At 70.7% G+C, this 13,069-nt stretch carries 7 protein-coding genes, 1 tRNA gene and 1 pseudogene; 8 read left to right on the plus strand and 1 reads right to left on the minus strand.

Annotated elements, in window-relative coordinates:
- Positions 1-342 precede the first annotated feature (342 nt).
- From tmk to E6R18_RS00965, 4 genes are all read left to right on the plus strand, one after another.
- On the plus strand, positions 343-3,765 hold the full coding sequence (gene tmk / locus E6R18_RS00950) for a dTMP kinase (RefSeq protein WP_206308177.1): 3,423 nt from the start codon (positions 343-345) through the stop codon (positions 3,763-3,765).
- Between the two features lie 193 nt (positions 3,766-3,958).
- A complete protein-coding gene (locus E6R18_RS00955) occupies positions 3,959-5,164 on the plus strand; it encodes a DNA polymerase III subunit delta' (protein WP_136314879.1) in 1,206 nt (401 codons plus the stop codon).
- Between the two features lie 119 nt (positions 5,165-5,283).
- Positions 5,284-6,834: an alpha/beta hydrolase gene (locus tag E6R18_RS00960; RefSeq protein ID WP_136314880.1), complete on the plus strand. Its 1,551-nt coding sequence runs from the start codon at positions 5,284-5,286 to the stop codon at positions 6,832-6,834.
- A 117-nt stretch (positions 6,835-6,951) separates the two neighbouring features.
- Positions 6,952-7,025: transfer RNA gene (locus tag E6R18_RS00965), tRNA-Thr, on the plus strand.
- A 598-nt stretch (positions 7,026-7,623) separates the two neighbouring features.
- Here E6R18_RS00965 and E6R18_RS00970 read toward each other — a convergent pair.
- Positions 7,624-8,178 (minus strand): hypothetical protein, encoded by a 555-nt coding sequence (locus tag E6R18_RS00970; protein ID WP_206308178.1) that lies wholly within the window; start codon positions 8,176-8,178, stop codon positions 7,624-7,626.
- A 136-nt stretch (positions 8,179-8,314) separates the two neighbouring features.
- On the opposite strand from E6R18_RS00970, the pseudogene E6R18_RS00975 reads away from it, so the two are divergent.
- From E6R18_RS00975 to E6R18_RS00990, 4 genes and pseudogenes are all read left to right on the plus strand, one after another.
- A pseudogene (locus tag E6R18_RS00975) lies at positions 8,315-8,734 on the plus strand (hemolysin III family protein); the annotation flags it as partial.
- Positions 8,735-9,860: 1,126 nt separating this feature from the next.
- Positions 9,861-10,199, plus strand: a complete 339-nt coding sequence (locus E6R18_RS00980) for a MerR family transcriptional regulator (protein WP_136314881.1) — start codon at positions 9,861-9,863, stop codon at positions 10,197-10,199.
- Between the two features lie 797 nt (positions 10,200-10,996).
- Positions 10,997-11,200: a cold-shock protein gene (locus E6R18_RS00985; RefSeq protein WP_076967088.1), complete on the plus strand. Its 204-nt coding sequence runs from the start codon at positions 10,997-10,999 to the stop codon at positions 11,198-11,200.
- Between the two features lie 325 nt (positions 11,201-11,525).
- Positions 11,526-13,031 carry a DEAD/DEAH box helicase gene (locus E6R18_RS00990; RefSeq protein ID WP_136314882.1) on the plus strand — a complete coding sequence of 502 codons (1,506 nt, stop codon included), beginning with the start codon at positions 11,526-11,528 and terminating at the stop codon, positions 13,029-13,031.
- Positions 13,032-13,069 lie beyond the last annotated feature (38 nt).

A 13,069-nucleotide genomic window follows, 5' to 3' on the forward strand; every position in this document is an offset into this window, starting at 1 on the left:
GGGCTCCGCCCCGGACCTCGCGCCTCAAACGCCGGCGGGGCTGGGTGAAGGTGGGGCTTTTCCCGGGACCTCGCGCCTCAAACGCCGGCGGGGCTGGGCGAGGGCGGGGCTCCGCCCCGGACCCTGCGCCTCAAACGCCGGCGGGGCTGGGTGAGGGCGGGGCTCTGCCCGGGGCCCCGCGCCTCAAACGCCGGCGGGGCTGCGGGTAGCGCGTCGGCAGGGTTGGGAAGTAGCGCGTCGGGGGGCTGAGGCGGGGTTCTGGCCCAAGCCCCCCGGGGCGGGTGTGGGCGTATGTTCGGATGCGGGACACGGGTCGGGGGACCGTCCCGATAGGCTGGGCGGATGACGCGAGCCGAGCAGCCTACGGTCGTGAGCCCCACCTCCGACACACTTGCCGCAGACTCACGCGAGCGCGCCGTACGAGCCCTGTTGCGTGTTCCCCCGCTGAAGCGGTTGTGGAGCGCCCAGCTCGTCGGCAGTACCGGCGATGCACTCGCCCTTCTCGTGCTGGTGTTGCTGTCGCTGCAAGCGGCGGTCCTCGAGGGCTCATTCGGGACCGGATACCGAGGTGCGGCTTTTGCCGTCGCCGCCGTGTTCGGGGCCCGGATTATTTCCACCTTGCTCTTCGGAGCCGTACTTCTGGGGCCGTTGACGTCCCTCACCGCGCCGGGCGGGCCGGTCGACCGGCGGTGGCTGATGATCGGGGCGGACGGGCTGCGGCTCGCGCTGCTGATCGTCGCGCCGCTGTGGATCGACTGGACGCCCGCCAACGCGCTCACGATGATCCTGGTCACGGTCTTCGTGACCGGGGCCGCCGAACGCCTGTGGACGATCGCCAAGGAGAGCGCGGCCCCCGCGCTGCTGCCCGCCCCGCCGATCGAGGGCGCCGCCGTACGCCCGCTGCCGGACCACCTGGACGCACTGCGCCGGCTCTCCCTGCGTACGGACTTCGCGGCGGTTCCCCTCGCCGCGGCCGTTCTGCTGGTCGCCACGGTCATCGGCAACCTGCTGGGCTCCGGCCTCGACTGGTTCTCCTTCCACCAGGCGGCCCTCGGCTCGTACGTCGCGGCCGGGCTGTTCTCCGCCTCCGTCTCCACCCTGTACTTCCTGCAACTGCCCGGTACGCAGACGCCCCGCCCGCGCTCGCCGCTGGAGGGATTGCGACGGCCTTCCACGGGGAACGGCCCCGACAAGGGCCGCACCGGAGCCATCCCGCTGCTCGTCGCCACCTGCGCGGCGGTCGCCGGAGTCATCGCCGCGGCGGCCGCGGTCGCCGTGCTGCACGCCACCGACCTCGGCGGCGGTTCCGTCACCCTCGCCCTGCTGATCCTCGCCCTGACCGGCGGCACCGGCGTCGGTATCCGTACCGCGCAGAAGGTGCTGCCGACCCTGTCGCGGCGGCGGCTGCTCTCGCTGGCCACCGCCGTCACGGGTATCGCGCTCCTGGCGATGGGCCTGGTGCCCGACACCGCGACCGTCGTCCTGCTCGCCGTACTCGCCGGGTACGCGGCGGGCGTCGCCGCGAACACCGGTCATGTCCTCGTCGACCAGGAGACCGAGGAGACCCGCCGGGCCAGGACCACCGAACACCTCCAGGCCGTCGTCCGGGTCCTGATCGCACTCGGTGCGGTCGGCGGGCCCCTGGTGGCCGCGGCCATCGGCACGCACCGGCTGACCGTGGGCGACTTCGTCTTCGCCCACGGCGGCGCGGCGTTCACCCTGATGCTGGTCGGCGCCCTGCTGCTGCCGGTCGCCGCGGTCGTCCTCGCGAAGACGGACGACCGCTCCGGCGTACCGCTGCGGCGCGACCTGCGCGAGGCGCTGCGCGGCGGCGACCCGGCCGTCGCACCCGCCGCGAGCGGCTTCTTCCTCGCTCTGGAGGGCGGCGACGGAGCCGGCAAGTCCACCCAGGTCGAAGTGCTCGCCGAGTGGATCCGGGCCAAGGGCCACGAGGTCGTCGTCACCCGCGAGCCGGGTGCGACCCCCGTCGGCAAGCGGCTGCGCTCCATCCTGCTCGACGTGTCGTCGGCCGGTCTCTCCAACCGTGCCGAGGCCCTGCTGTACGCCGCCGACCGCGCCGAGCACGTCGACTCGGTCGTCCGCCCGGCTCTGGAGCGCGGCGCGATCGTCATCTCCGACCGCTACATCGACTCGTCCGTCGCCTACCAGGGCGCGGGCCGCGACCTGGCGCCGACCGAGATCGCCCGGATCTCGCGCTGGGCGACGAGCGGACTCGTACCCCACCTGACGGTGCTCCTGGACGTCGCCCCGGAGACCGCGAGGGAACGGTTCACCGAGGCGCCCGACCGGCTGGAGTCCGAGCCGCCCGAGTTCCACGCCCGCGTGCGCTCCGGCTTCCTGACCCTGGCCGCCGCCGACCCGACGCGCTACCTCGTGGTGGACGCCGGGCAGGACCCGGAGTCGATCACCACCGTCGTACGCCACCGGCTCGACCGGGTCCTGCCGCTCTCCGAGGCCGAGATCAAGGCCCGCGAGGATGCCCGCAAGGCCGCCGAGGAGGAAGCCAGGCGCCGGGCCGAGGAAGAGGCCGCACGCAAGGCGGAGGAAGAGCGCCTGGAGCGCGAACGGCAGGAGCAGCTCGCCAAGCTCCGCGCCGAGGAGGAGGAGCGCAAGCGCCGCGAGGAGGAGGAAGCGCGCCGCCGCGAGGCCGAACGCCAGGCGGAGGAAGCCCGGCAGCGCGAGGAGGAAGCTCGCCGGGTCGCCGAGGAGGAAGCCCGTCGGCGTGCCGAGGAGGCCCGCCGGGTCGCCGAGGAGGCACGGGCCCGCCGCGAGGCCGAGGAAGCCGCTTACGAGGCCGAACAGGCCCGGCTGCGCCGCCAGGCGGAGGAAGAGGCCCGGCAGCGGCAGGAGGCCGAGGCCAAGCGGCTGGAGAAGCAGCGCAAGGCCGAAGAGGCCCTGCTGCGCGCCGAGGCCGCCCGCCGCCAGGCGGAAGCGGAAGCGCGGGCCGAGGCGGAGGCCGCCGCGGAACGGGCTCGTGCCCAGGCCGCTCAGGAGGCCGAGGCGGCTCGGCTGCGGCAGGAGTCGGAGGAGGCCCGGCTGCGGCAGGAGGCCGAGGAGCGTGACTCCCGGGGCTCGTCGGCGTCCGGGACCGGGACCGGGACCGGGGCCGGGACCGGGTCCGGGTCCGGGTCCGACAACGAGCTGACGGTGCCGACCCCGATCGTCAGCCCGGATGCCAATCCGAACGTCAGCCCGGATGCCAATTTGAACGTCAGCCCGAATGAGGTCACCCAGCCGGTGCCCTCCCCGGTGGACCGGTCCTCCGACGAGGCCGAGACGACGATGCTGCCGAAGTTCTCGGACGCGCCGGAGCCCCCCGGCTCCGCCGACGAGACGACGGTGCTTCCGGCGGTACGGGACGCAGGCGAGGACGCCGGACGGGGCGCGGGTGAGGACGCGGGACGGGATGCGGGCCGGGGCTCCGGCCGCCGTGGCGCACGGGCGTCCGACCCCGCCGACCGGGTGCCGCGCGGCATCTTCCGGGACGAGCGCCCGGCCGGCTCCGCGGCGGAGAGCGAGAACGAGCGCACCCGCGAGCTGCCGCAGATCACCGACCCGCACGCGGATCCGCGGCAGGCCGAGGACCAGCAGCCGCGCGCCCGCCGGTCCCGACGCCCCCGCCCCGACTGGGCGGAGGAGACCCCGCTGGACGACCTGCCCACCCTGGCCGACGAGCTGCTGGGCAGTCACGACGACGAGGGCCCGGAGTCCTCGGGCGGCCGGGGGCGACGGCCGCGCCGCTGACCGTACGCCGGGTACGGCTCCGAGACCGGATGCGCCGATGGCCCCGCCCCGCGAACGGGTGCGGGGCCATCGGCGTCCGCATTGTCAGACCCGTCCTCCACAATGGAAGCCGGATCGACGAGAGCCACGCATGGTCGCGCCGCCGCCTCACGGGACGGTGGCGCGCCCGCAGATATCTGAAGGGCGGTGACCCATGTCCGTATGGGACGACCTGGTCGGCCAGGACCGGGTACAGGAACAGCTCGGTGCCGCCGCCCGGGACGCCGACGCGCTGGTCACCGCCGACTCCGCGGGGGAGGCGGTGCCGCCCGGCTCGAAGATGACGCACGCCTGGCTGTTCACCGGCCCGCCGGGCTCCGGGCGCTCCACCGCCGCCCGGGCGTTCGCCGCCGCCCTGCAGTGCACCAGCCCGGACCGCGCCCTGGGCGGGGCGCCGGGCTGCGGTTTCTGCGACGGCTGCCACACCAGCCTCATCGGTACGCACGCCGATGTCGACGTGATCCGGACCGACCTGCTCTCCATCGGTGTGAAGGAGACCCGGGAGCTGGTGCGCCGCGCCCAGCTCTCGCCGGCCGTCGGGCGCTGGCAGGTCATCGTCATGGAGGACGCCGACCGCCTCACCGAGGGCGCGGGCAACGTCCTGCTGAAGGCGGTCGAGGAGCCCGCGCCGCGCACGGTGTGGTTGCTGTGCGCGCCCTCGCTGGAGGATGTGCTGCCGACGATCAGGTCCCGGTGCCGCCACCTCACGTTGCGTACGCCGCCGGTCGACGCGGTCGCCGACGTCCTGATCCGGCGGGGCGGCATCGATCCGGAGCGGGCCGCGGCCGCCGCCCGCGCCACCCAGGGGCACATCGGCAGGGCGCGCCGCCTCGCCACCGACGAACGGGCCCGGGCGCGCCGGGCCGCCGTGCTGAAGCTCCCGCTGCGCGTCGAGGACATCGGGGGCTGTCTCAAGGCGGCGCAGGAGCTCATCGACACGGCGACCGAGGACGCGAGGCAGGCGTCCGAGGAGGTCGACGCCAAGGAGACCGAGGACATGAAGGCGGCGTTGGGTGCTGGCGCCGGGGGCCGCATGCCGCGCGGCACGGCGGGGGTGATGAAGGAGCTGGAGGACAAGCAGAAGCGCCGCAAGACCCGTACCCAGCGCGACAGCCTCGACCTGGCGCTCACCGAGCTGACCGGCTTCTACCGCGATGTGCTCGCCCTGCAGTTCGGCTCGCGGATCGCCATAGCCAACGCCGACGCCGAGGACTCCCTGGACCGCGTCGCCCGCTCGTCCACCCCCGAGCGCACGCTGCGTCGCATCGAGGCGGTGTCGGCCTGCCGCCGCGCCCTGGACCGCAATGTGGCGCCGCTGCTTGCGGTGGAGGCGATGACGATGGCGTTGCGCGCGGGCTGAGGCCGGGGCGGGGCATCGGGCGTCATCGTCCCGCCGCTTGACGGGGCCTGCTCGTCCCTCGAATCACCCGAAAGAGCAGGGAATCGGGCGAACGGCGGGGCGGCGGCTACGCTCCGGGCATGGACACCAGGCGCCCGCTCCGCACCCTCGCCCTCGCGCTCGGCACTGCCGGCCTGCTCATCTCCGGGTGCAGCAGCGGAAGCTCGTCGTCGGGTGCCTCGTCCTCCGCGCAGCCGCCCTCCGCCTCGCCCTCGGCCGTGCCGGCGGCCCTGAAGCCGTTTTACGGACAGCACCTCAGCTGGCGGGACTGCGGGGTGAGCGGATTCCAGTGCACGACGATGAAGGCGCCACTCGACTACGCGAAACCGGACGGCGACGAGATCAAGCTCGCCGTCTCGCGGAAGAAGGCGACCGGTCCCGGCAAGCGGATCGGTTCCCTCCTGGTGAACCCGGGCGGCCCCGGCGGATCGGCCATCGGCTACCTCCAGGGCTACGCGGGGATCGGCTACCCCGCCCAGGTGCGCGCCCGCTACGACATGGTGGCCATCGACCCGCGCGGCGTGGCGCGCAGCGAGCCCGTCGAGTGCCTGACCGGCGCCCAGATGGACACCTATACGCAGGTCGACCAGACCCCGGACGACGACGCCGAGGTCGCGAAGCTGAGCGGCGCCTTCAAGAAGTTCGCCACGGGCTGCGAGAAGCGGTCCGGCGAGATCCTTCCGCACGTCTCGACGGTGGAGACGGCCCGCGACATGGACATGCTGCGTGCCCTGCTCGGTGACGAGCACCTGAACTACGTCGGGGCCTCGTACGGGACGTTCCTGGGCGCGACGTACGCGGAGCTGTACCCCGGCCGGACCGGCCGCCTGGTCCTCGACGGGGCGATGGACCCCTCGCTCTCGTCCATCGAGATGAACCGGGACCAGACGGCGGGGTTCGAGACGGCGTTCCAGTCCTTCGCACAGGACTGCGTGAAGCAGTCGGACTGCCCGCTCGGCAGTACGTCCGCCGACGACGCGGCGACCCGGCTGAAGAAGCTGTTCACGCAGCTGGACGCCAAGCCGATCCCCACGGGCGAGTCCCGCGAGCTCGGTGAATCCCTCGCCACCACGGGCGTCATCGCCGCCATGTACGACGAGACGGCCTGGCCCCAGCTCCGTGAGGCCCTGACCGCCGCCCAGGCCGGCGACGGTTCCGGCCTGCTCGCCCTGGCCGACAGCTACTACGAACGCGAGCCGAGCGGTAAGTACGCCAACCTGATGTACGCCAACGCCGCGGTGAACTGCCTCGACCTCCCGCCCGCCTTCGCCACCTCCCAGGCTGTCAGCAAGGCCCTCCCCTCCTTCGAGAAGGCATCCCCGGTCTTCGGCGAGGGCTTCGCCTGGGCCGCCCTGAACTGCGCCTACTGGCCCACCCCGGCCACCGGCACCGCCCACCGCATCAAGGCCGAGGGCGCCGCCCCCATCGTCGTGGTCGGCACCACCCGCGACCCGGCCACCCCGTACCACTGGGCCGAGTCCCTGGCCGACCAGCTCTCCTCCGGCACCCTCCTCACCTACGAGGGCGACGGCCACACGGCGTACGGCCGGGGCAGCGACTGCATCGACACGGCCATCAACACGTACCTCCTGGAGGGCACCCCGCCGCCGTCCGACAAGAAGTGCTCCTGACTCCCACCAGCCACCTGACCTGCGCATACGCCGCCGCTGCGGGCTGGTGCGGAGCACCCCCGGAAACTGTGTAGACTTGGCTCCGCTGCTGATCGCATCATGGTGCGAACAGGGCGCGCCGCCTTAGCTCAGTTGGCCAGAGCAACGCACTCGTAATGCGTAGGTCTCGGGTTCGAATCCCGAAGGCGGCTCAGAAGGAACCCCAGGTCAGCTCTCTGACCGGGGGTTTTTCCTTTTGTGGCCTTGGAATCACGGTAGGTCGGTCACTTGTAGTCTGTGCACCTCAATGCGTAGGTCGCAGGTTCGTCTCGCTGTCGCCTGTGAGTCCCGGCAGGGCTTTGGCCTGCGGTCCTGGTGCGGTTGAGCCCTTCGGTTGGCCGAGCAGCCACATGCTCCGGTGGACAGCTGGTGGGCAAGCGTGCTTGACGCCGCGTCAGAGGAGCCCTCGCCTTCCATGGGATGGGGAGGGTTTCGAGTGCCTGCGGAGGAGCGGTCGGCCGGAGAGAGTTCTGTGCTGGTCCGACATGCGGAAGAAGCCTCTGAACAGCAGATGCCTGTCGCTGTTCCATCGGCCTGCTGATCGCCGTCGGCCGTCATGTCCCTCGCTGTGGGCGGGAGCGCAGCGACCGCTCGGCGGGCTGGCGGCAAAGCGCTTCGAGGATGAGGGCCTCGCGGTGTGCCGCAGGGCTGCGGCACCTCACTCACGGCCCAGCTGTACGAACCCGAGCTGAGCGGCGGCCTTCCGCCGCGGGCACGCCGCTGCCGAGCCCAGCGCGCGAGGGGCTGCCTTTAGACGTTCGACCAAGCTTCGAGGAAGGCTTTCCGTCCAACGGGACCGTCCGACCTGCGGTCGGCGTGCAGGACGTGCCAGGCGGTGAGTTCGAGATCGCGGAACCACAGTTCGCCGATGACCTGTGTCTTGAGGTCGGGCAGGTGGTCGGACTTGATGAGGGCTTGGCCGATCACCTCTCCGGCTGCCAGGCGTTGGGGCGGGGTCATCTCGTCGACGGCCGAGAGGATCTGTCGGGCCAGAGCGGTTCCCTCGCCTGTCAGTGATTCGAGTACGCCGGCCTTGATAGTGGCGGGCAGTAGATAGGCGGTGCCTGAAGACCTCCAGAGGTCCGACCAGAAGCGTTCTCCTGCCTCGGTGGGGGCGGGGAGCGCGGCCAGCAGTCCGAGGAGATGGCCGATTGCCGCGTAGCCACCGGAGTGGGCCGCTGCGACGACTGCGATGCCTGCGACGCGCTCCACGCCGAGCCGGCTGGTTTCCGTAGCGGGGCCCAGTTGATGTTCCAACTGATCGGCCAGAGGGGTGGACAGGTGGGGACGGACTTCAGGGAGCATTGGCGATCCTTGCGGGTGAGCGAGCGGAGATGCCGGTTCTGAAGCCCTGATCGTTCCCCACGGCCAGTCGGTCTACTCGGCTCCGGAAGGCCCAACCGATGTCGGGGGTGTGGTGGCTCGCAAGGCGATGACGGACCGTCTCGACCACGCCAGCATCTTCCTGATCACCGCCGGTACCTGCACCCCCCCTGGCCGTGCTGCTTCTGTCGCCTGACGACAGGTCCGTGCTGCTGTGGACCGTATGGGCGGGCGCGTTGGCCGGCATCGCATTCCGGGTCCTGTGGGTCGGAGCGCCGCGCTGGCTGTACACGCCGTGCTACCTGCTCTGGGGTGGGCACCGGTGCGGTACTTGGCCGACTTCCTGCACACCGGAGGAGCGGTCGTACTCACCCTGACCGTGGTCGGCGGTCTCCTCTACAGCGCGGGCGCGGTCGTCTACGCACTGCAGCGCCCCGCCCCCTCACCTCGCTGGTTCGGCTTCCACGAGGTGTTCCACGCGTTCACCGTGGCAGCGTTCACCGCGCACTACGTCGCCATCCTCCTGGCCGCTTACTGACCGGGTCGCCACTCTCGAGGGGCGACCCGCGGTGTAGCGAACCACGAGGCCCTCACCGGAGTGTTCCAGGGCCGCTGTGTTGCCGGACGAGGTCGACGCTGACGGTCTTGCCACCAGATGTCCGGGTTGCCGCCGCAGTGGTGCGGAGGAGCCGGTTGACCACGGGCCAGCCGAAGCATGCGGTGTCGCCGTTGAGTTCGGGGGACGCATACGCGGGGCCCGCGGGCTCCTGTCGCGGACGGCCACCCGGAGCTTGCGCCCTGGCCGACCGCGTTCTGACCAGATGCGTCCCGGCTGTCGTGCATGCCCGTCATCCGGTCGGCAGCGTAGCCGGAGAGGGTGGCTGCGGGTAACGGCTCCGGTCGGGTGCAAGGGTCCTGGCTGGGGTGGTGGTCCGCTCGCGCTCCGTCCGTGTGTCAGGGAGACAGTCTCCCTGGCAAACATCTGGAAATCTGTGTCGGCTGAGGTAGACATTTGGATGCAGGGTGGTTATGGTTTCTCTCGTATCCAAGAGGGACAGCAAGGCGTGGCAGAGATGAACTGCCAGGCAGTAGTTATCAGCAGTTGCAGGATGTATGGCGGTGCGGTGGTGGAGTTGCGAAGCCAGGGTTGTTGCAGGATGGCGACGGGACTGGCCCCGGACCGGGTGGCCCGCAGTTCTCAGGGGCTGCCGTGAGCAGGACCGCAGGATGCAGTCCGCAGTACCAGTAGGCCCTCGGTAAATGGCGTCAGGCTGCGGCGCGCGTACCGGGAAGTTCGGCAGTGGGGTTCTGAGCCAGAGCAGATGCAGGACGGGCGACGGGGCTGGCTGCCGAAGTGGCGCTGTGAGAGGCCACCAGGAGTACGGAAGTGGTTTGCCCAGAGGGAGAGAACGGAGGAGTTGAGCGCCATCAGGATCGCCCGGGCGGAAGTGTTGGGCCCGGGTACCGCAGGACATCGTGAGTGAGGTGGTCTCCGGTCAAGCAACCGCGATCCCCGCAATCCCCGGAGCTCTGCCCGGCAGGTACGCGGAAACACAGAGCCGGCGTTGCCGATCAAGGCCGGCTGATGGTGTAGAAGTTCCTTCGGGGCCCTGGTGCCAATGGCACCAGGGCCCCTCCGACGCGTGTTCCACAGGAAGGTACAGATGACAGCAGACGATTCGTTCGGCCGTCTCGACGACGACGACTACCCCGCCTACACCATGGGCCGGGCCGCCGAGATGCTCAACACCACACAAGGGTTCCTCCGCGCCATCGGCGAGGCCCGCCTCATCACACCCCTGCGCTCCGCGGGGGGCCACCGCCGCTATTCCCGCTACCAGCTCCGCATCGCCGCCCGCGCCCGCGAACTCGTCGACGGCGGTACTCCGATCGAGGCCGCCTGCCGCATCGTCATCCTTGAGGACCAACTCGAGGAAGCCCAGCGCATCAACGCCGAACACCACCGAGACACCAAGCCGCCCAGCACGCCGACCTCGGCCTGAAGCCCTGCGCGTCGGGTGGGAAACCGGCAGGTGCCGAAGCGGCCTGCCGGGCGTGCGCTCACGGGAGCTCCCCCCCCCCCGCGGTTGTCATGCTCGAGAGGGTGCTCTCGTCTTCGGCGTGGGTGCTCTGTCGTGCCACTGCTTCGCGCAAGATGTCCATCGGTTGGTCGGGGCGGCGTCTGCGGGGTCTGCGGGCCGACTTCGACACGGTGAGGGCTTCGGCTGCAGAGCCAGGGGCAGCTTCCCGGAGGCGTACTGCTCAGTTCGCGATGTGCCTTCGGGCTGCCGTGAGCTCCAGGCTGGTCAGGTCGTGATGTGTGACGACACCCCGGGGCCGGACAGCCTCAGCCCACGAACGTCGGCCGCGCTTCTGGGCTGTTCGGCAACACGTGGGCCTCCCCTGGCCCTTCGTCCTGACGGGCGACGCGCTGGTGCTGTGACCCGCATCCGAGTGGTCGGCACCCTCACGCTGTGAAGGGTAGGCATCCGGCAACGCTGCGCTCAGGGTGGGCCGATATCTATGGCCACGGCGTGAGGATTCAATGCGCCGCGTCGGGAGTGTTTTTACCGCAGCGAAGAGAGTGGAATTTTTCACCGTACGCGGACCATTACGGCATGCTACTGTCGATCTCAGTTGCAGTTGTGGTTCCCAAATCTCTGAGCTTTCGGGCGGGGCGTTCCGGCCCGAATAGCTTTTTTGCATTTCCGGTTCTCTCCGGGCGGGGCATCATCGCGGCGACGCGGCATCCGTGCATTACGGATCCCGACGCACCTGCCCCCCCCCAAGGAGATATGACATGGCGTCAGGCACTGTGAAGTGGTTCAACGCGGCCAAGGGCTTTGGGTTCATCGAGCAGGACGGTGGCGGCGCTGACGTGTTCGCCCACTTCTCGAACATCGCCGCCCAGGGCTTCCGCGAGCTCCTCGAAGGCCAGAAGGTCACCTTCGACATCGCACCGGGCCAGAAGGGCCCGACGGCCGAGAACATCGTTCCCGCCTGACGCTGACGCGCACTTCGTAGCTGGGGCCCGCATCCTCCGGGGTGTGAGCCCCAGCTCCGGGCATTCTCCGGGAACGGCGCCACCTGCGGTGGAACCTCCGCCCGCAGAGCCTTCTCGCTGCCCCCTTCTTCCGGGTCCCGCCTATCGGTGGAACTGGATTCCCCGCCCATATGGCGTCACTCATTCCATGGTCTGCATCCCGCTCCGGGACCAATCGCAGGTCTCATCTGATTTCGCATTCCGCTCGGCCCGTTCTTGTGATTCCCCGCGCTGTTCTTCCGCTGCGAGAATTCCTTGATACGTGCCGTATCAAGGAAGGTTCTGAATGAACTCCACACGTACGAACAATCGCTCTTCCCGCAGCCGTGCCGCCGACTCCGGCCGGGGTGGTAGCCGCTTCAACTCGACCGCCTCGACCCGTTCCGCTGCCCCGGCCCGTTCCGGCGGTTCTGGCCGCTCGGCCGGCAATGGGCGGCGGCCCGCCGCGATTCAGGGCGAATTCGCTCTGCCGGTCACGGTCACTCCCGCGCTGCCCGCCGTCGAGGCGTTCTCCGACCTCGACATGCCGAGGCAGCTGCTGGCGGCGCTGACCGCGCAGGGCGTGAACGTTCCGTTCCCGATTCAGGGTGCGACCCTGCCCAACACTCTCGCGGGCCGCGACGCCCTGGGACGTGGGCGCACCGGGTCCGGCAAGACCCTCGCTTTCGGCCTAGCTCTGCTGGCCCGCACCGCCGGTCAGCGTGCCGAGCCCCGACAGCCGCTGGCCCTGGTCCTCGTGCCGACGCGTGAGCTGGCCCAGCAGGTGACCGATGCCCTGGCCCCGTACGCCCGCTCGGTGAGGCTGCGCCTGGCCACCGTCGTCGGCGGGATGTCGATCGGGAGGCAGGCCAGCGCGCTGCGCGGTGGCGCGGAGGTCGTCGTAGCGACGCCGGGCCGGCTCAAGGACCTCATCGACCGTGGTGACTGCCGACTTGACCAGGTCGCGATCACCGTGCTGGACGAGGCCGATCAGATGGCTGACATGGGCTTCATGCCCCAGGTCACCGAGCTTCTGGACCAGGTACGCCCCGAGGGCCAGCGGATGCTGTTCTCCGCCACCCTGGACCGTAACGTCGACCGCTTGGTTCGTCGCTACCTCAGCGACCCGGTCGTCCACTCCGTCGACCCCTCCGCCGGTGCGGTCACGACGATGGAGCACCACGTCCTGCACGTCCACGGCACCGACAAGCACCGGACGACGACTCAGATCGCGGCGCGCGACGGCCGGGTGATCATGTTCCTGGACACCAAGCGGGCCGTGGACAAGCTCACTGACCACCTGCTGGCCAGCGGTGTGAGGGCCGCCGCTCTGCACGGAGGCAAGGCGCAGTCGCAGCGCACCCGGACCCTGACCCAGTTCAAGACCGGGCACGTCACTGTGCTCGTGGCCACGAACGTCGCCGCACGCGGCATCCACGTCGACAACCTCGACCTCGTTGTCAACGTCGACCCGCCGACCGACCACAAGGACTACCTCCACCGCGGCGGCCGTACTGCGCGGGCAGGGGAGTCCGGCAGCGTCGTCACCCTGGTCACCCCCAGCCAGCGCCGGGACATGACCCGCCTCATGACCGCCGCCGGCATTGTGCCCCAGACCACCCATGTCCGCTCCGGCGACGAGGCACTCGGCCGGATCACCGGCGCCCAGGCCCCCTCAGGCATTCCGGTGACGATCACCGCGCCGGTGGTGGAGCGGCGTCAACGCAGCGCATCCTCACGTGGCCGGCGCAGCCCCGCCTCCGCGGCCCGGCGCGTGAGCGCACGTCAGTCCTCCTTCGATGCGGCTGCCTGAGAACTCCGTGATCCGGAAACTGACCCGCCACCGCAGGA

It is taken from the genome of Streptomyces sp. A1277, assembly GCF_004795015.1.
Classification (GTDB): domain Bacteria; phylum Actinomycetota; class Actinomycetes; order Streptomycetales; family Streptomycetaceae; genus Streptomyces.